This is a genomic window from Propionibacterium acidifaciens DSM 21887 (assembly GCF_000426605.1).
Classification (GTDB): Bacteria; Actinomycetota; Actinomycetes; order Propionibacteriales; family Propionibacteriaceae; genus Propionibacterium; species Propionibacterium acidifaciens.
This window is the reverse complement of record NZ_AUFR01000009.1, coordinates 85,074-102,469: the sequence shown is the minus strand read 5'-3', so window position 1 is coordinate 102,469 and position 17,396 is coordinate 85,074. Positions and strand designations below refer to the sequence as shown.

Genomic DNA, 17,396 nt, shown 5'->3' with positions numbered 1-17,396 from the left:
TATGTTGAGGATCGTGGCTACATCCCGGCCGAGCAGTTGCATGAGGGCGACATCCTCCACACCCCGGACGGGCGAGTCACCGAGGTGGTGTCGGTCCAGGCCACCGGACACGCCCAAACCGTCCACAACCTAGCCATCGGTGGCCTTCACAACTACCACGTGGTCACCGACACCGGACAGGCTATCCTCGTCCACAATGACCAAAACCCACTCACCGGCGAAAACGGAGCCTGCGGGTCCAGTGGAAAGACTTTTGTTGTAGCCCCTAGGGGCACAACATTTGATGTGCCAAGCGGTTGGGCTGGCAGAACGGCCGATAATGGTCGAGGAATTGTTTTTCAAAAACCAGGATCACTAAAAAATCAGAACTCAATTAGGATAATGGAGCCAACTCCCCAGTATCCTAATGGATACGTAAGAGTTTATAACGGCAAGGGTGGGGGGCAGTCTATCGATGTAAATGGTAAGCCAGGGGGCCAGGTGGAAACGCATATTGACGAGTTTTATAAAGGGAGGCGGCCAGGGTGGCCCAGCTAATCTTGGACAAGACGCTTGAGGGGTCATGGTCTCTCGTGGCGGTTAATTCAGTACAGACTTCTTTATCGTTTGATTGGGCTGTAACTTTTACGCTTGACGCAGATACTGCTATTCGCATCGAATGTCCTTTTACACTACTCAATCGAGTCTCGGCTCCCATTGAACTTGACCCCCAATCAAACCCAGAGTCTTTAGCTCCTGTGCTAGCCCTTGTGCGTAGATACTTTACAGAGCTGAAAATATCAAGTTTTGGTGAAATGCATATTAGTTTTGATGGGGGATATCAAGTTGCAATAAAGCCATCGCCGATGTACGAGGCTTGGGATCTATGGTATGAGAACTCGATTCATTTGATATGTCTTCCGGGTGGTGGAATGGCTGAATGGACTAGTAAAGATAAATAAGATTTGCTTGCAAAAAAATTTATTAAACCCCGTTGCTTTTTAATCTCCAGCGCAGGAGGATTATTCGAAAATCTTTTTGTATGGCTGGCGTGAAACGAAACCGTATTTTCCATGGATTTCCTGTGCCGTTTCGGATGTGTTCGGGGCATGCAGGTCGAGGTCATCCCGGAAGAAACAGCCGTCCTGATCAGATGGAAGAAGCGTTCCGACAATCATGTGCTGGTTCGGATGAAAGCAGAAGCTGTCCTGTACGCCTCCCGTGGGGTCGACGTGGGCATCTTCGCTGAACTGGTTGAGCGCACGGAGCGGGCCGTGCAGGAATGGCTGGCCGAGTGGCAGGCCACCAGGATGTGCTCGGTCCTGACTGGGCATGCCGGGAACCAGAACGCGGCGAAACTCACCCGCACCCGGAAGGAAGAACTCAAGGCCATCCTGGCCCGGCCGCCCTCCCGGACGGGCATCCGCGCCGAGTTCTGGGATGTCCCGGCCCTGCGGTGACGTCGTGAAGATCCTGTCCGACGGCCGGTACCAGTCGGGCCCCTCCCACCAGCTGCTCCCGCCCCTGTGCGGGCCGAGCCTCGAGCCGCCCGACCCGTTCGACGAGCACCGCAACGAGAAAGCCGTCACCAGACGCATGACCGAAGTGAAAACCCAAGTCAATGCCCTGTTGGACGCCGGCTGGGAGGTCTACACCGCAGACGAGGCCCGCCCCGAGCACGAGGCCTGGACCCGCCGCATGCAGCCCCCAAAAGGGGGCAGCGCACCAGGCCGGTCCGTGGACCGGAAGAAGACGTCCCAGTCCTTCTTCGGCGCCCTCTCCCCGACCAGCAAAAAAGTCAAACTGTACCCGATCGAGGGGAACCAGAACACCGAGCAGACGATCCTCGCCCTGGAACGACTCCAACGCGAAACCGAGGCCGGCAAGATCGTGGTCGTCCTGGACGACGCCCGATTCCACCATGCGAGAGCGTTGACCGGCCTCCACGAGCCGGGCCGGCTGTTGGAGCGCATCACGCCGATTCATCTGCCGCCGTACGCGCCCGACCACAACCCGGCCGGGCACGTCCGGAACACGGCCAAGAGCAACATCGCGAACATCCAGCGCGAGACCCCCGAAGAAACCTTCGGCGCATTCGTCTCACACGTCACCGGACGCACCGTCGACCACGGCTTCGAACACCTCCCACTCCGCGAAACCAGAAACGATTTTGTTTCATGACGGCCATGCTTTGTCTGAGCCGGATCCCGAGGCTGGTGATGATCAGGGGTGCCTGACGATCCAGGCCGGCACCTGTTTGAAGGAGGTCTTCGCGTCCCGGGCTGATGAAGGTGCCGAGGGAAGTGGTGACGATTGGGCGGCCTTGACCCGTGTCCTGATCGATGAACGTGCTCCCGAGCTGGCCGACCGGGTCGAGCTCGACCCTGATGCGCAGGAGCTTTTTGCCTTCAGCGCCGACACGAAGGCGCTCCGACGAATCCGGGCCCTGCTCGAGCGGCTCGTCGACGACCCCGAGGATGCGCGAACCCTTTTCAGCAGGGCGGAATTGGCATAGACGGACGTTCCCGGAGGATTGTCCAAAGTCTGTTCGTGGAGCTGTGATGCGATGGCTGTGGTGATGGTCTGGGTGAATGTGTGGAAGGAGGATTGTTCAAAACTGGCGCGTCGACAAGGGAAATACCTGGTCGGAGAAGCTTGTTCACTGCCTCGATGAACCAGGTCATGGCTAGAGGCTGCGCCTCTCGCCTGACCTCCTGTGAATAAGCCTCAGAGCCTGCTTCGCCGAGAATTTTGAATGGGCTTCCAGGATCGTGAGCCTTCCCCCGGGCCTGTCAAGAGTGGGGCACCGACCGGCGATCCGCTCGTAGCGGGCGTCTGCGACCACGACCGGGAGTCCCGTTGCAGTCTACATGTGAGGGCCTGTTCGCGACGACTGTTTCGACAATTCATTCGTCGCGCGAACAGGCCCTCCCCGCTGTCCCCACAAGAAAATCGGACGAAAGTCCCCTGAAGAGTCAAAAATGACTTTTGAACAATCCTCCCGGAGGAAAGAATTCGTGAACCGCAAGGTCCACCCGAGCAGGGTCCACGCGACCCGGGACGTGCCATCCTGGACCGAACCGGGGCACAATCCCGGACGACCCCCACTCGGCGATCGACCACCGCACACCCGACGAAATCGACACCGAACCCGGACGTCGCAAAGGCAACCTGAACCAGACGCTCACCGCCGCCCGAGAACCCGCTTCACCCCAGTTCAGGAGTGCAGGGTGGCGGTGACGATGCTGGCGTCCTCGTCCGTCCCGCCGGTCCAGTCGGTCCGCACGGTGCGGCTGGCCGTCCAGCTCGCCTGCCCGGCCTGCAGTCCCGTGAGGCCGGCGGCCGAGCCGCGGCACAGGAGCAGCTGGGCCAGCGACCAGCCCTGACGCGAGTCGGGGACCGTGAAGGTGATCGTTGTCCCGTCGATTACCGAGCCGACAGCCTCGCCCCAGACGGTGCCGACGAAACCGGTGAGCGCCTCCGCGTCGGCAGCCGCCTCCGCCCGGTCGACGAGGGTGACGGCCGCCGGGTCGTAGCCGTACAGGGCGCTCGCCCAGGTGCGGCTGACGTCCTCGTGCTCGGCGTAGCCGTCGGGCACCCCGGAGCGCTGCACGGCCTGGGCCACGTCGTTGATGCTCCCGCTGTCCCAGCCGTCGATCTTCACCAGGGCGTCGTAGAAGGCGCCCGAGGAGTACCAGGGGTCCATGATCTGCTCCTCGGTGCCCCAGCCCTGGCTGGTGCGCTGCTGGAACAGGCCGAGCGAGTCGCGATCCCCGTACTCGATGTTGTACAGCTTCGACTCCTGGAGCGCCGTGGCGAGGGCGATCGTCGCCGCCCGGGCCCGCAGGCCGCGACGGATCGCCTCGCCGACGATGATCGCCGCGTTCGCCGCCTGGTCGAGGTCGAGCAGATGGGTGAGCCCGTCGGCGCTCACCAGCGCGCCCTGCTCCGGCAGGCTCTCCACGGCCCCGCCGGAGCAGGCGGCGAGCGGCAGGGCGAGCGCCCCGGCGCCGAGACCGGCGAGCAGTCCCCGTCGGGTCAGGGCCGCCATGTCAGTTCTCGTGAAGGGCCGTGTTGAGCTCGATGCGCCGCCCGGCGCGGGCGATGACGCGCACGGCGCCGGTGACGGAGTCGCGGAGGAACAGCATGTTGGAGCCGCCGGACAGCTCGCGAGCCGGCACCACGGAGCCGTCGGGCATCGTCACCTTGGTGCCGGCGGTGACGTAGAGGCCGGCCTCGATGACGCAGTTGTCGCCCAGCGCGATGCCGCAGCCGGACTCCGCGCCCAGCAGGCAGCCCCTGCCGATGCGCACCCGCTGCGTCCCGCCGCCCGACAGGGTGCCCATGGTGGAGGCGCCGCCGCCGATGTCGGAGCCCGCCTCGACGATGACCCCCTGCGAGATGCGGCCCTCGATCATCGAGTCGCCGAGGGTGCCGGCGTTGAAGTTCACGAAGCCCTCGTGCATGACCGTCGTGCCCTCGGCCAGGTGGGCGCCCAGGCGGATGCGGTCGGCGTCGCCGATGCGCACCCCCGAGGGGATGACGTAGTCCACCATGCGGGGGAACTTGTCGACGCTCGTGATGACGAGCGAGCCGCGGTCGGCCGCCAGGGCGCGGCGGAGCTGGTCGAAGTCGCCCGGCGAGCAGGGCCCGGCGCTCGTCCACACGACGGTGGGCAGGATCCCGAAGATGCCGTCGAGGTTGATGCTGTTGGGGATGACCAGGCGCGCGCTCAGCAGGTGCAGGCGCAGATAGGCGTCGCCCACCTCCTCGGGCGGGGCGTCGAGGTCGATGACGACGCGGCGCACCTCGGTGCTCACGCGGCGCAGCTCGTCGCGGCCGGCGGCGAGCCGGGCGGGCGCGGGCCCGTCGTCGGGCTCGCCGAGGGCGGGGGAGGGGAACCAGGTGTCGAGCGTCCGGCCCGAGTCGTGCACGGTGGCCAGGCCCCAGCCCCAGGCGGTGCGGGTTGCGTCAGTCATGGCGCCCAGCCTACTGACGGGCGCCGCCGTTTCCCCGTGACGCGCGAGTCCGACCGGCGCCCCGACCGGTCCGTCCGGGCGTCCGCGGTGGTTCTCCGTGACGCGGGGCCACGGACGAGCGCCCGCGCAGGTCCGGTCCCCGGACGGTCCCATCCCACGACGACAGCCCCCGGGCGGCTCGCCGGTCGCCCGCGCCGGGCCGGCGCGGCTAGGCTTCGGTCCATGGCAATGCGCAACGAGGAGGCCGAGGGCCTGGAGCCGGGCGATCTGCACGGCCTGTTCGCCCGGATCGTCGACATCGAGTCGGTCAGCCGGGACGAGGCCCGCCTCGCCGATCTGGTCGAGCGGGCGCTGTCCGGCTGCCCGCACCTGGAGGTGCTGCGCCACGGCAACAGCATCGTGGCCCGCACCCGGCTCGGCCGCGACCAGCGCGTCATCATCGCGGGCCACCTCGACACCGTGCCGGTCGCCGACAACCTGCCCAGCCGCGTCGGGGTGCGCGACGGGCGCGAGGTCCTCGTCGGGCGCGGCGCCGCCGACATGAAGGGAGGCGTGGCCGTGGCCCTCCACCTGGCGCAGGCGCTCGACGAGCCCGTCCACGACGTCACCTGGGTCTTCTACGAGTGCGAGGAGATCGAGGCCTCGGCGAACGGCCTGGGACGCATCGCCGAAGACCACCCCGACTGGCTCGCCGGGGACTTCGCCGTCCTCATGGAGCCCACCAGCGACCGCATCGAGGGCGGCTGCCAGGGCACGACCCGCTTCAAGCTGACTACCCACGGTACCGCCGCCCACTCGGCGCGCAGCTGGCTCGGCCGCAACGCCATCCACGAGCTCACCGGCCTGCTCGAGGCCATCCGCGACTACCCGGTGCGCGAGGCCGTCGGGGTCGAGGGCCTCGTCTTCCGAGAGGGGCTCAACGCCACCATCGTGAGCGGCGGCACCGCCGGCAATGTCATTCCCGACACCGCCGAGCTGTACGTCAACTTCCGTTTCGCGCCCGACGTGTCCGCCGAGGGCGCCCTCGCCGCGATGCGCCGCACCTTCGAGCGCCCGGGCGTCGACTTCGAGGTGCTCGACCTGTCGCCGGCCGCGCGCCCCGGTCTGGACCGTCCGGCCGCCCGTCAGTTCTGCGCCGCCGTCGGCGGCGAGCCCGGCCCCAAGTACGGCTGGACCGACGTGGCCCGCTTCTCGGCCCTCGGTGTGCCGGCCGTCAACTACGGCCCCGGTGACGCCGGCAAGGCCCATGCCGTCGACGAGTGCTGCCCGCTGGACGACCTCGACGCCGCCCGCGACGCCCTCCTCGCCTGGCTCCGGCCCGGAGGCGGCCATGAGTGAGGCGGGCCGTCCCCCGGACCGGCAGGCGACGGCGGGCCCGGTCATCCGCCGGGGCGACCAGATCGACGGCCGCACCACAGACCAGCGCCTGCTCGAGGGCGGCCACAGCTGGATGCACGACGACCCGTGGCGCGTGCTGCGGATCCAGGCCGAGTTCGTCGAGGGCTTCGGCGCCCTCGACGAACTGGGCCCGGCCATCTCGATGTTCGGCTCCGCCCGCGCCGGGCGCGGCACCCCCGAGTACGCGCAGGCCGAGTACATGGCGCGGGAGCTGGTGAGCCGGGGGCTCGCCGTCATCACCGGCGGGGGCCCCGGCATCATGGAGGCCGCCAACCGGGGCGCCCACGAGGCCGGCGGCTGCTCGGTCGGCCTGGGCATCGAGCTGCCCTTCGAGCAGACGATGAACCGGTACGTGAACCTCGGCGTCAACTTCCGCTACTTCTTCGCCCGCAAGGTGATGTTCCTCAAGTACGCCCAAGGCTTCATCGCCATGCCCGGCGGTTTCGGCACCCTCGACGAGCTCTTCGAGGCCCTGACCCTCATCCAGACGCGCAAGGTGATGGACTTCCCGGTCGTCCTGTTCGGCTCCGGCTACTGGCGGGGGCTGGTCGACTGGCTGCGCACGAGCGTCACCGGCAGCGGCTGCATCAACCCCGAGGACGTCGACATCTTCCACGTCACCGACGACCCGGACGAGGCCGTGCGGATCGTCACGCGGGCCGGGGCCGGGCCGGACTGAACCCGCCGCCCCGCACCGGCCTCTCGGTGCCATAATGGCCGCCGTGTCGAAGCTCGAGCCGGTGCGGGGGAACCCGCGGTCCCGTCGCCGCGGCGCCCGGCTCAGGGGCCTCCTGCGGCTCCTCGTCCCGCGCCGCCCCAAGGCGCTGCGCGACTCCCTGACCCGGTGGCTGCTGTTCGGCGTCGCCATCGGCCTCGTCGCCGGCGCGGGCGCCGTCGTCTTCTACTGGTGCCTCGGCCGCGCCACCGGGTGGTTGCTCGTCGGTCTCGGCGGCTACCAGCCCCCGACGACCGTCGGGGAGGGTGGCGGCCTGACGGGCGGCGGCTTTACCCGCCCCTGGGCCGTGCCGCTCGTCACCTGCGGCGGCGCGCTCGTCGCCGGCCTGCTCGTTGCGGCGTTCGCCCCCGAGGCGAAGGGCCACGGCACCGACGCGGCGATCCACGCCGTCCACCACGAGCCCACCGCGCTGCGCGGACGGGTGGCGCTGGTCAAGATCGTCGCCTCCTCCCTCGTCATCGGCTCGGGAGGCTCCGGCGGGCGCGAAGGGCCCGCCGCCCAGATCAGCGCGACGGTCGTGTCGATGCTCTGCGGCCGGTTCCGGGTGCCGCGCCGGGATGCGCGGATCGCCGTCTCGGCCGGCATGGCGGCAGGCATCGGCGCGATCTTCCGCGCCCCGCTCGGCGGCGCGCTGCTCGGCGCCGAGCTGCTCTACCGCAACGACCTCGAGGCCGACGCGATCATGCCGAGCCTCGTCTCCTCGATCACCGCCTACGCCGTCTTCGGGGCGGTCAACGGCTTCCAGCCGATCTTCGGGACGATGAGCGCCCTCACCTTCACGCACCCGGTGACCCTCGTCTGGTTCGCGCTCCTCGGCGTCGCCGCCGGGCTCGCCGGACGCGTCTACGCGGGCCTGTTCCAGCGCGGCGGCGCGGCCCTGCGGCGCCTGCCGGTGCCGGCCGCCCTCCTGCCAGCCCTCGGTGGCCTGGCCGTCGGCCTGCTCGGCCTGGCCGTGCCGGCGGCCCTCGGCACCGGCTACGGCTGGGTGCAGCTCGAGATGCGCGCCGACCGGCTCCTGGCCGCGCCGCTGTGGCTCGTCCTGGTGATTCCGCTGGTCAAGGTCCTCGCCACGACCCTGTCGATCGGCTCGGGCGGTTCCGGCGGGGTCTTCGGGCCCGGCATGGTCGTCGGGGGCTGCACCGGCGGGGCGCTCTGGCGCGTCCTGGCGGCCCTGCCCTGGACCGGCGCCAGCCCCGCCCCGTACGTCATCGTCGGGATGATCGCCTGCTTCGGCGCGATCGCCCACGCCCCGCTCGGCGTCATGCTCATGGTCGCCGAGATGACCGGCAATCTGTCGCTGCTGGCCCCAGCCATGATCGCGGTGGCCATCGCCACGCTCGTCGTCGGCGAACGCACCATCTACGTCAACCAGCTCGAGGACCGGCTCGAGTCCCGCGCCCTGTACGCCGAGCAGGCCCGCTCGGGCGCCCGGTCCGAGTGAGCAGTCCGGCGGCGGGCCCGCCCCGGGCGGGCGACCTAGGATGGTGGGCATGGTCTGGGCCCTCGGAATCCTCGTCGTCGGCGTCATTGCGCTCGGTCTGTGGGCCGCGCGCGGGCACCTCGGGCAGCTCGGGCCCCAACTCCCCGAGCGTCCCGGGCCCGATCTGCCTGACGGCCCGGTGAGCGCCGAGGACCTCCGCGCGGTGCGCTTCGCCGTCGTCACCCGCGGCTACGACATGGAGCAGGTCGACGCCGTCCTGGCCCGTCTCGGCGAGCAGCTGGCGGCGGCCGGGCCCGACGCCGCGGCCAGCGCCGACCGGCCCGCCCCGGGTGCTCCCGCGCCGGCGGGTTCGGTTCCGGACGGAGCCATAGGGGATAATGGTGGCATCCGCACGGCCGATGGCGTGCAGCACGACTCAGAAACGAGGAACCAATGGCAGCAATGAAGCCACGTACTGGCGATGGCCCCATGGAGGTAACGAAAGAGGGCCGCGGCATCGTGATGCGCGTTCCGGTCGACGGCGGCGGCCGTCTGGTCGTCGAGCTCAACGCCGAAGAGGCCGCCGAACTTCTCGGATGTCTCAAGGGCGTTGTCGGCTGACCATCATCGGTCCGCACGACGGGACGGGTCGGGTCCGGCACCGCCGCGGTGCCGGACCCGACCCGTCCCGTCGTGGGGCCGCACGTGCCGCGCGTGCGGTCCCGTCCGGTCAGCGGGCGGCGCGGTAGTCGACGGCCGCCCGGTAGACCTCGACGGTCTGGGCCGCGATGGCCTCCCAGCTGAAGTGGTCGATGCAGCGCTGACGGCCGGCCTTGCCGAAGACCCGGACCTTGTCGGGGTTGCCGACGAGGTCGTTCATCGCGACCGCGAAACGGTGCTCGAAGTCGGCCACGTACTCGGCGTCCTCGGCGCGCTCGGGGTCGTAGGCGACGAGCGTCCCGGTCGTGCCGTCGTCGACGACCTCGGGGATGCCGCCGACGGCCGAGGCCACGACGGCCGCCTCGCAGGCCATCGCCTCGAGGTTGACGATGCCCAGCGGCTCGTAGACCGAGGGGCAGGCGAAGAGCGTGGCGTGCGAGTAGACCTGACGGACCCCCTCGCGGGGGGCCATCTCCTGCACCCAGATGACGTCGTCGCCGTGCACCCCCTTGAGGGCCTCGAGGCTCTCGCCGAACTCGGCGGCGATCTCGGGGGTGTCGGGCGAGCTGGCCAGCAGGACGACCTGGGTGCCGGGCTGGAGCTCGCGGGCCGCGCGCACGAGATGGACGAGGCCCTTCTGACGGGTGATGCGCCCGACGAAGACGACCGACGGGCGGCTCGTGTCCATGCCGATGCGGTCGCAGAAGTCGTGGTCCTCGGTGGGGTAGAATTCTGTGACGTCCACGCCGTTGCGCACGACGTGGATCTTGTCGGGGTCGAGGTCGGGGTAGCAGCGCAGGATGTCCCCGGCCATCGCGGTGCTCACGCCGATGATCGCCGAGGCGCCCTCGTAGGCGGTGCGCTCGGCCCAGCTGGACAGCTCGTAGCCGCCGCCGAGCTGCTCGCGCTTCCAGGGCCGCAGGGGCTCCAGCGAGTGGGCCGTGACGACGTGGGGGATCGAGCGGAACAGGCCGCCGAGATGGCCGGCCATGTTCGCGTACCAGGTGTGGGAGTGGACCAGATCGGTGTCGTCGGGCAGTGCCGAGACCATGGACAGATCGGCTCCGAGCACGCGCAGGGCCGCATTCGCCCCGGGCGGGAAGTCCTCGGCATGGGCGACCACACCGTCGCGGGGCTCACCCATGCACTGCACATCGACGTCGATGAGATCACGAAGACGCGGCACCAGCTGGGCCACGTGCACGCCCGCGCCGCCGTAGACGGACGGGGGGTACTCGCGAGTGAGAATGGATGCATGCATGCCCCGATCGTCTCACACGCCGCCTGGGGGGGATCGCCCGCCCCATGCGACCGGGGCCGCTCCGGTGGATGCTGAACGGCCCCTGATCGTCCGGACCGTCTTGCCGCCCGCCCGCCCCGGGCCGTAGGTTGAGTCCATGGCTACACCCAGCGTTCTCTCCCTCGTGCTGGCGGGAGGCGAAGGAAAACGGCTCATGCCCCTCACCGCTGATCGGGCGAAGCCCGCCGTGCCCTTCGCCGGCACCTGCCGTCTCATCGACTTCGTCCTGTCGAATCTCGCGAACTCCAACCTGCTGAAGATCGCCGTTCTGACGCAGTACAAGTCGCACTCGCTCGACCGGCACATCTCGGTCAAGTGGCGCATGTCGACGATGCTCGGCAACTACGTCACCCCCGTCCCGGCTCAGCAGCGCCGCGGCCCCCACTGGTACCAGGGCAGCGCCGACGCCATCTACCAGTCGATGAACCTCATCAAGGACGCCGACCCCGACTACATCGTCGTCTTCGGCGCCGACAACATCTACCGCATGGACGTCATGCAGATGCTCGAGGCGCACATCGACTCGGGCTTGGACGCCACCGTCGCCGGCATTCGCGTGCCGCGCTCGGAGGCCTCGGCCTTCGGCGTCATCGACTCGGACCCCGAAGGCCGCATCAAAGGCTTCCTCGAGAAGCCCAAGGACCCCCCCGGCCTGCCCGACTCGCCCGACGAGGTGCTGGCCTCGATGGGCAACTACATCTTCAGTCGCAGGGCCTTCGTCGAGATGCTCGAGGCCGACGGCGAGAACTCCGAGTCCAAGCACGACATGGGCGGCGACATCGTCCCCGCCTTCGTCGAGGCCGGCCAGTGCGGGGTCTACGACTTCAAGGACAACGTCGTGCCCGGCGCCACCGAGCACGACAAGGACTACTGGCGCGACGTCGGCACCATCGACGCCTTCCACGCCGCGCACATGGATCTCGTCTCGGTCGTGCCGCAGTTCAACCTGTACAACGAGCAGTGGCCCATCTGGGCCGACGCGATCCAGGCGCCAGCGGCGAAGTTCACCCTGCACGGCACCGCCGAGTCCTCGCTCGTCTCGGCCGGCTGCGTCATCTCCGGCGGCGACGTCGACCACTCGGTGCTCAGCCCGAAGGTCCGCGTCGAGAAGGGCGCCTCACTCGACCGCTGCGTCCTCATGGACGGGTCCCACGTCGGCGAGCAATGCATCCTGCGTAACGCCATCCTCGACAAGGGCGTCGTCCTGCCCCCCGGCACGCACGTGGGCCTGGACCGCGAGGACGACGAGGCCCGCGGCCTGACGGTCTCCTCCGGCGGTATCACGGTCGTGCCGAAGGGCTTCACGGTGACCAGGGAGGCGGCCTTCCGCGCCGACGACTGAGCGGGCCGGGCGTCGACGCCACGACGCACGTGCCGCGCGTGGCGGCCCCGCGCCCGCACGTCCGGGCCCCTCGCAGGCGGCCTCAGCGCGCCGTGACCGCGACGAACAGGCCCTCGCCCACCGGCAGCAGCGCGCTCATGAGGCCCTCGTTCTCGATGGCCGCCGTGAGCGTCTCGCGGATGATGAGGGCCTCGTCCTCCTCGTCGGAGGGGTCGGCCACCTTGTTCCGCCAGAGCACCTCGTTGAGGATCACCAGTCCGCCGGGGCGCAGCAGGCGCAGCGCCTGGTCGAGGTACTCGGCGTACTCGAGCTTGTCGCCGTTGATGAAGACGATGTCGTAGGCTCCGTCGCGCAGATTGTTCAGCACGTCCAGCGGGCTGCCGGGGATGAGGCGGAAGCGGCGCGTGGGGATCCGCTCGGCGATGAAGGCCTGGCGGGCCTGCACCTGCCACTGGGCCTGCGCGTCGATCGAGGTGAGGACCCCGCGCTCGTTCATGCCGGCGAAGAAGGCCAGCCCGGACGCCCCGGTGCTCGTCCCGATCTCGACGACGGCCTGCGCGTCGAGCGCCCGGGCCAGCATCGTGAGGGTCGCGCATGCGCCATTGCTGAGCGCCGGCGCGCCGCTCAGGACGGCCTGCTCGCGAGCGGTGCGGACCGCCTCGACGGCGGGGATGAGATCATCGGCGTAGGACAGGGAACGGGAATCCAGCCCGTCCCGGGCGGAGTTCTTGCTGCTGCGAGAGGACGACACGTGCACAGCCTAGCCGCCCGGGTCTCTACCATGGGTTGAGGCATATCGCACTGACGGAAGGCGACGACGATGAGCGAACCGATTTTCGGGCGACTGTTGACCGCGATGGTCACACCCTTCGACGACGAGGGGAAGCTCGACCTCGACAAGGCCAAGGAGCTCGCCGCCCATCTGGTCGACGACCTGCGCAACGACGGCCTCGTCATCTCCGGCACGACGGGCGAGGCGCCCACGACGACCCCCCGGGAGAAGTTCGACCTGCTGTCGGCGGTGAAGGCCGAGGTGGGCGACCGGGCGAGGCTCGTCGCCGGCGTCGGGACGAATGACACGGCGGCCAGCGTCGAGCTGGCCCGCCAGGCCGAGCAGGCCGGCGCCGACGGCCTGCTGGCCGTCACGCCCTACTACTCGCTCCCCCCGCAGGACATGATCGTCGACCACTTCGTCGCCATCGCCGACGCGACGAGCCTGCCGGTCATCCTCTACGACATCCCGCACCGCACCGGGCGCCCGATCGAGACCGGTTCGCTCCTGGAGCTGGCCTCCCATCCGAGGATCCGCGCCGTCAAGGACGCGAAGAAGGACCTCGACGCGTCCTCGCGCGTCATGGCCGAGACCGATCTGCAGTACTACTCGGGCGATGACGCCATCACCCTGCCTCTCATGGCGATCGGAGGCGTCGGCGTGGTCGGCACGAGCACCCATTTCACGGGCCGGCGCGCCCACGAGATGATCGACGCCTTCTGCTGCGGCGACGTGGCCGAGGCCCTTCGCCTCCACCGCATGCTGCTGCCGGTCTTCACCGGCGTCTTCGCGACCCAGGGCTGCATGATGGTCAAGGCGGGCCTGGCGCACCAGGGCATGCCCGTCGGCGCCTGCCGCCCGCCGCTGCGCAGCGCCCCCGCCGACCTGGCAGGGGCCTTCGGCGAGCTGCTCGACAGCACCGATCTGTAGACCCCGACCGGTCGCGGGCCCTGCGTCCGCCGGCGGGAAGGATCCGCCCGGCCCGAACCGACGGGCCGGGCGGATTTCGTCGCGGCGGCTAGCCTTGTGGCGTGGTCCCCATGAGTTTTCTCGGCATCAACGCCAGCGAATTCCTCATCCTCGTGGTGCTCGCCGTGATCTTCTTCGGGCCCGAACGCATCCCCGAGTTCAGCCGCAAGGCGGCGCGGGTGGTCTTCTACGTCCGCAACATCGCCAACGGCGCCACCCAGCAGCTCAAGGACGAGCTGGGGCCCGAGTACCAGGACCTCACCCTCGAGGACCTCAACCCCAAGACCTTCGTGCAGAAGCACCTGCTCGACGAGATCCAGGCCGACCTCGACGACGTCCGGAGCGATCTCGACGACGTCCGGCGCGAGGTGGGCTCAGCGGCGAGCGCGGCCACGAGCGCGACGGGCGCCGTGGACCGGGCCGTCCGCGCGCCGGACTCCCCGGCGCCCGGCGCTGCGGGATCCGTCGGCGCGGCGTCGGAGGCGAGGCCCCCGACCGCGGATGCGACGGCGGCCGCCGCCCTCGACGCCGCGGTGGGCGCCATGCGGGCCCGCTACGGCCTCTGCTTCGACCTCGACGCGACCTGAGACCTCGACGCGGCCCGATGCCGTCCGGCCGTCCGGCCCCGGGGCCGGACGGCCGGACGGCGCACCGCCGGTCAGTTCACCGTGAGGTTCAGCGAGGTGCCCTTGAGGCCCTTGCGGTGCGCGGTGACGATGGCGGCCAGGGTCTGGATCGCCTTGGTCGTCGGGCTGTTCTCGTCGGACAGGACGATCGGCTCGCCGGTCTCGCCGCCGGCGCTGATCCGCGGGTCGATCGGGATCTGGACCAGCAGGTTGATCTGGCGGTTGCAGCGCTCGGACAGGGCGTCGGCGGTGGCCTGACCGCCCCCGGAGCCGAAGAGCTCCACCGTGTGGCGCTCGTGGCAGTGCGGGCACTCCACCTCGAGGTGGCTCATGTTCTCGACGACGCCGAGCACGTGCTGGTGCAGCATCTCCGCCATCGTGCCGGCGCGCTCGGAGATCTCCGAGACGTTCGACTGCGGCGTCGTCACGACGAGCACGTCGGAGTTCGGGATCTTCTGGCCGATGGCCAGGGCGACGTCGCCGGTGCCCGGGGGCAGGTCGATGAGCAGATAGTCCAGGTCGCCCCAGAAGACGTCGGACAGCAGCTGCGTGACGGCCCGGTCGAGGATCGGGCCGCGCCAGGCGATGACCTGGTCGCGGGACTGCTTGAGCATGCCCATCGAGATCACGCTGATGCCCGAGACCGGCACGGGCAGGATCATCTCGTCCACGACGGTCGGCCGGGCCTCGTCGATGCCGAGCAGGCCGGGGATCGAGTGGCCGTAGATGTCGGCGTCCAGCAGCCCCACGGTCAGGCCCCGCTGGGCGAGCGCAAGGGCCAGGTTCACGGTGACGGAACTCTTGCCGACGCCGCCCTTGCCCGAGGCCACCGCGACGACGCGGGTGAGGTTGCCGGGCTGGGAGAACGGGATGACGTTCTCGGTGCGGCCGGCCTGCAGGGACTCGCGCATCGCGGCGCGCTGCTCGTCGTTCATGACCCCCATCTCGACCTCGACGCCGGTGACCCCGCGGACGGCGGACAGGACCTTCGTCACGTCCTGCCTGATGGTCGCGTGCAGCGGGCACCCCGCCACGGTCAGCAGCACCTTCACGGTGACGACGCCGTCGTCGCCGACGGAGACGTCGTCGATCATGCCCAGATCGTCGATCGAGCGGCGGATCTCGGGGTCCTGCACGGTGTGGAGGGCCGTCCGGATCTGGGACAGCATGGGGTTCTGCGCTTCGCTCATAGGCACGTGTCTACGTCACTTCCGGGGATCGATTCAAATCATCCGGACGATCATGATCCGTCGGGCCGCGCCGCACGGCCGACCGGTGCATCGCCGGGCGCGCACCGGGGCGGCCGGGGACGGCCGGGCCGTCGCCTTTCACGGGGCGTCCTCGCTCACTGGGCGTCCTCGGGGGACGGGGACGACTCGTCGTCGGGGCTGTTGCCGTGCTCGAGCTCGAAGAGGAGCTCGTGCAGCTGGTCGCGCAGCTCGGAGCGGACGAAGTCGCGGGTGGCCATGTCACCGATGCCGGCGCGCAGGGAGGCGATCTCACGCGCCAAGTAGTCCATGTCGGCGCGCGACTGGGCGTTGACCCGCCGGTCGCCGTCGAGGGAGGCCTTGTCGCGGGCCTCCTGACGGTTCTGCGCCAGGAGGATCAGGGGGGCCGAGTACGAGGCCTGGGTGCTGAAGGCCAGGTTGAGCAGGATGAAGGGGTACGGGTCCCAGTGGTGCCAGCTGCCCAGCAGGTTCAGCACGATCCAGGAGACGACGAAGACCGTCATCCACAGCAGGAAGCGCGGGCTGCCCATGAAGCGGGCGATCCACTCGGCGAACTGACCGAAGCTCTCCTCGTTGAACCGCAGGCGGCGTCTGCGGTGGAAGCCGGTGCGATCGCCGGGGGTGTTGAGACGGTCCTCGGGGCGCTGGGCGTCGGCCATCAGTCCACCTCCTGCTCGTCGGATCCGCCGTCGGGCCGCCGGTCGGGGCCGTCGTCGGCGCGCTCGCCGGGCTCGATCCCGTCCATCTGGTCGCCGCGCCAGTCGTCCGGCAGCATGTGGTCGAGCACGTCGTCCACGGTCACCGCGCCGACGAGCTGGTGCTCGGCGTTGACGACCGGCGCGATGACGAGGTTGTAGGTGGCGAAGTAGCGCGAGACCCGGTTCAGGTCGGCGTCGGGCGTCAGCGGCCGCATCGCCGTGTCGATGACCGTTGAGGCCATGAGGCTCGGCGGCTCGCGGAGCAGGCGCTGGATGTGGGCGGCGCCCAGGTAGCGCCCCGAGGGGGTGTCCGTCGGGGGGCGGGTGATGAACACCATCGAGGCCGCTGCGGGGGTCACCTCGGGGTTGCGCAGCGCGGCCAGCGCTTGGGCGATCGTCGCGTCGGGGGCGACGATGACCGGTTCGGGGGTCATCATGCCGCCGGCGGTGAGCTCCTCGTACTGCATGAGGTTCCGCACATCGGCGGCCTCCTCCGGCTCCATGCGGGCCAGGAGGTCCTCGGCGAACTCCTCGGGCAGGTCGTTGATGAGGTCGGCGGCGTCGTCCGGGTCCATCTCCTCCAGGACGTCGGCCGCCCGCTCGGCCTCCAAGGTGTTCAGCAGGGCGACCTGCTCGTCCTCGGGCAGTTCCTGGAAGGCATCGGCCAGCTGCTCGTCGGCGAGGGCACGGGCGACGTCGGTGCGCTGGGCGGGCGCCATGTCATGCAGCTCTCGGGCCACGTCGGCCGGGCGCATGTCGGCGAGCTGGGCGACCTTGCGGTCGGTGGCCTCGTCGGCCGCGGCCAGCGAGGGGGCGATCTCCGACCACGGCACCTGGAGGAGCGCGCCCCTGCGGGACGCGAAGCCGAAGCGCTTCGCGGTCGTCTCGCGCAGCGCCGCCCTGGTGATCTCCCACTGTCGGTTGCGGCTCCCGCGCATCGCCACGTCGAAGATCGTGGCCCTCTTCCCGTCGGTGGTGACGACCGCGCGGTCGAAGAGGTCCTCGAAGACGAGGGTCTCGCCCTCGCGCTGCTGGAAGCGCCGGGCGTCGATGACGCCCGCCAGCGACAGGCGCTCGGCGTCGATCGACTGGACGCGGGCCATCGGGACGAAGATGCGGCGCGCGGCGAGCAGCTCGACGACCAGGCCCTTGACCCGGGGCAGGCGTCCGGGCGCCCGGAACTGCGTGACGAAGTCGCGGACCTTGCCCACCTGATCGCCCGAGGCGTCCAGCACCGGGAGGCCCTGCAGGCGCGAGAGGAAGATCGAGGAGGAAACAGGACTCACGC

At 69.5% G+C, this 17,396-nt stretch carries 19 protein-coding genes and 1 pseudogene; 13 read left to right on the top strand and 7 right to left on the bottom strand.

Annotated elements, in window-relative coordinates:
* From K336_RS19275 to K336_RS18945, 5 genes and pseudogenes are all read left to right on the top strand, one after another.
* Window positions 1–537, top strand: a pseudogene (locus K336_RS19275) (hypothetical protein); the annotation flags it as partial.
* Window positions 525–941, top strand: a complete 417-nt coding sequence (locus K336_RS18435; protein ID WP_123825893.1) for a DUF6188 family protein — start codon at window positions 525–527, stop codon at window positions 939–941. The pseudogene K336_RS19275 and the gene K336_RS18435, both read left to right, overlap by 13 nt.
* Before the next feature lie 147 nt (window positions 942–1,088).
* Complete coding sequence (locus tag K336_RS0104870; RefSeq protein ID WP_028706434.1) at window positions 1,089–1,439, top strand: hypothetical protein; 351 nt, start codon at window positions 1,089–1,091, stop codon at window positions 1,437–1,439.
* Window positions 1,440–1,443: 4 nt separating this feature from the next.
* Entirely contained in the window at window positions 1,444–2,160 is a 717-nt protein-coding gene (locus tag K336_RS17550) for a transposase (protein WP_162142564.1), read from the top strand.
* Window positions 2,150–2,494, top strand: coding sequence for an Imm51 family immunity protein (locus K336_RS18945; protein WP_162142563.1), 345 nt, complete (start codon window positions 2,150–2,152; stop codon window positions 2,492–2,494). The genes K336_RS17550 and K336_RS18945 overlap by 11 nt, the downstream gene beginning before the upstream one ends.
* 702 nt (window positions 2,495–3,196) lie before the next feature.
* Here K336_RS18945 and K336_RS14530 read toward each other — a convergent pair.
* Window positions 3,197–4,030, bottom strand: coding sequence for a hypothetical protein (locus K336_RS14530; protein ID WP_043150309.1), 834 nt, complete (start codon window positions 4,028–4,030; stop codon window positions 3,197–3,199).
* A 1-nt stretch (window position 4,031) separates the two neighbouring features.
* Window positions 4,032–4,958 carry a 2,3,4,5-tetrahydropyridine-2,6-dicarboxylate N-succinyltransferase gene (dapD, locus tag K336_RS0104850; protein ID WP_021798508.1) on the bottom strand — a complete coding sequence of 309 codons (927 nt, stop codon included), beginning with the start codon at window positions 4,956–4,958 and terminating at the stop codon, window positions 4,032–4,034.
* A 228-nt stretch (window positions 4,959–5,186) separates the two neighbouring features.
* On the opposite strand from dapD, the gene dapE reads away from it, so the two are divergent.
* From dapE to K336_RS17540, 5 genes are read left to right on the top strand one after another with little or no spacing between them, the layout of a single operon-like run.
* Window positions 5,187–6,296 carry a succinyl-diaminopimelate desuccinylase gene (gene dapE / locus K336_RS0104845; protein WP_028706433.1) on the top strand — a complete coding sequence of 370 codons (1,110 nt, stop codon included), beginning with the start codon at window positions 5,187–5,189 and terminating at the stop codon, window positions 6,294–6,296.
* Entirely contained in the window at window positions 6,289–7,035 is a 747-nt protein-coding gene (locus tag K336_RS0104840) for an LOG family protein (protein WP_021798501.1), read from the top strand. Before dapE ends, K336_RS0104840 begins: the two co-directional genes overlap by 8 nt.
* 34 nt (window positions 7,036–7,069) lie before the next feature.
* A complete protein-coding gene (locus K336_RS14525) occupies window positions 7,070–8,533 on the top strand; it encodes a chloride channel protein (protein ID WP_081660597.1) in 1,464 nt (487 codons plus the stop codon).
* A gap of 49 nt (window positions 8,534–8,582) precedes the next feature.
* Window positions 8,583–8,978, top strand: a complete 396-nt coding sequence (locus K336_RS14520) for a DivIVA domain-containing protein (RefSeq protein ID WP_021798671.1) — start codon at window positions 8,583–8,585, stop codon at window positions 8,976–8,978.
* A complete protein-coding gene (locus tag K336_RS17540; RefSeq protein WP_081660596.1) occupies window positions 8,966–9,133 on the top strand; it encodes a DUF3117 domain-containing protein in 168 nt (55 codons plus the stop codon). The genes K336_RS14520 and K336_RS17540 overlap by 13 nt, the downstream gene beginning before the upstream one ends.
* 109 nt (window positions 9,134–9,242) lie before the next feature.
* On the opposite strand, the gene glgA is transcribed toward K336_RS17540, so the two are convergent.
* Window positions 9,243–10,433 carry a glycogen synthase gene (gene glgA, locus K336_RS0104820; RefSeq protein ID WP_028706432.1) on the bottom strand — a complete coding sequence of 397 codons (1,191 nt, stop codon included), beginning with the start codon at window positions 10,431–10,433 and terminating at the stop codon, window positions 9,243–9,245.
* Between the two features lie 136 nt (window positions 10,434–10,569).
* Here glgA and glgC point away from each other — a divergent pair, with 136 nt between their 5' ends.
* Window positions 10,570–11,814 (top strand): glucose-1-phosphate adenylyltransferase, encoded by a 1,245-nt coding sequence (gene glgC, locus K336_RS0104815; protein WP_028706431.1) that lies wholly within the window; start codon window positions 10,570–10,572, stop codon window positions 11,812–11,814.
* Window positions 11,815–11,896: 82 nt separating this feature from the next.
* Here glgC and K336_RS0104810 read toward each other — a convergent pair whose 3' ends face one another.
* Window positions 11,897–12,565, bottom strand: coding sequence for an O-methyltransferase (locus K336_RS0104810; protein ID WP_081660602.1), 669 nt, complete (start codon window positions 12,563–12,565; stop codon window positions 11,897–11,899).
* A 69-nt stretch (window positions 12,566–12,634) separates the two neighbouring features.
* On the opposite strand from K336_RS0104810, the gene dapA reads away from it, so the two are divergent.
* Together dapA and K336_RS16840 are read left to right on the top strand one after the other, a co-directional pair.
* A complete protein-coding gene (gene dapA / locus K336_RS0104805) occupies window positions 12,635–13,516 on the top strand; it encodes a 4-hydroxy-tetrahydrodipicolinate synthase (protein ID WP_028706429.1) in 882 nt (293 codons plus the stop codon).
* 110 nt (window positions 13,517–13,626) lie between these two features.
* Window positions 13,627–14,142, top strand: coding sequence for a sec-independent translocase (locus tag K336_RS16840; RefSeq protein ID WP_226906067.1), 516 nt, complete (start codon window positions 13,627–13,629; stop codon window positions 14,140–14,142).
* 71 nt (window positions 14,143–14,213) lie between these two features.
* Here K336_RS16840 and K336_RS0104795 read toward each other — a convergent pair whose 3' ends face one another.
* The 3 genes from K336_RS0104795 to K336_RS14510 form a co-directional block, all read right to left on the bottom strand.
* Window positions 14,214–15,371: an Mrp/NBP35 family ATP-binding protein gene (locus tag K336_RS0104795; protein ID WP_028706428.1), complete on the bottom strand. Its 1,158-nt coding sequence runs from the start codon at window positions 15,369–15,371 to the stop codon at window positions 14,214–14,216.
* 155 nt (window positions 15,372–15,526) lie between these two features.
* Window positions 15,527–16,069, bottom strand: a complete 543-nt coding sequence (locus tag K336_RS0104790) for a DUF1003 domain-containing protein (protein ID WP_021796779.1) — start codon at window positions 16,067–16,069, stop codon at window positions 15,527–15,529.
* The gene (locus K336_RS14510) at window positions 16,069–17,394 is read right to left on the bottom strand and encodes a magnesium transporter MgtE N-terminal domain-containing protein (RefSeq protein WP_021796776.1); all 1,326 of its coding nucleotides are present in this window, start codon (window positions 17,392–17,394) and stop codon (window positions 16,069–16,071) included. Before K336_RS14510 ends, K336_RS0104790 begins: the two co-directional genes overlap by 1 nt.
* Window positions 17,395–17,396 lie beyond the last annotated feature (2 nt).

Coding starts and splice junctions, on each gene's coding strand:
- K336_RS0104870 (WP_028706434.1), top strand. CDS start 1,089: ATGCAGGTCGAGGTCATCCCGGAAGAAACAGCCGTCCTGATCAGATGG.
- K336_RS14530 (WP_043150309.1), bottom strand. CDS start 4,030: ATGGCGGCCCTGACCCGACGGGGACTGCTCGCCGGTCTCGGCGCCGGG.
- dapD (WP_021798508.1), bottom strand. CDS start 4,958: ATGACTGACGCAACCCGCACCGCCTGGGGCTGGGGCCTGGCCACCGTG.
- dapE (WP_028706433.1), top strand. CDS start 5,187: ATGCGCAACGAGGAGGCCGAGGGCCTGGAGCCGGGCGATCTGCACGGC.
- K336_RS0104840 (WP_021798501.1), top strand. CDS start 6,289: ATGAGTGAGGCGGGCCGTCCCCCGGACCGGCAGGCGACGGCGGGCCCG.
- K336_RS14525 (WP_081660597.1), top strand. CDS start 7,070: ATGGCCGCCGTGTCGAAGCTCGAGCCGGTGCGGGGGAACCCGCGGTCC.
- K336_RS14520 (WP_021798671.1), top strand. CDS start 8,583: ATGGTCTGGGCCCTCGGAATCCTCGTCGTCGGCGTCATTGCGCTCGGT.
- K336_RS17540 (WP_081660596.1), top strand. CDS start 8,966: ATGGCAGCAATGAAGCCACGTACTGGCGATGGCCCCATGGAGGTAACG.
- glgA (WP_028706432.1), bottom strand. CDS start 10,433: ATGCATGCATCCATTCTCACTCGCGAGTACCCCCCGTCCGTCTACGGC.
- glgC (WP_028706431.1), top strand. CDS start 10,570: ATGGCTACACCCAGCGTTCTCTCCCTCGTGCTGGCGGGAGGCGAAGGA.
- dapA (WP_028706429.1), top strand. CDS start 12,635: ATGAGCGAACCGATTTTCGGGCGACTGTTGACCGCGATGGTCACACCC.
- K336_RS16840 (WP_226906067.1), top strand. CDS start 13,627: ATGAGTTTTCTCGGCATCAACGCCAGCGAATTCCTCATCCTCGTGGTG.
- K336_RS0104795 (WP_028706428.1), bottom strand. CDS start 15,371: ATGAGCGAAGCGCAGAACCCCATGCTGTCCCAGATCCGGACGGCCCTC.
- K336_RS0104790 (WP_021796779.1), bottom strand. CDS start 16,069: ATGGCCGACGCCCAGCGCCCCGAGGACCGTCTCAACACCCCCGGCGAT.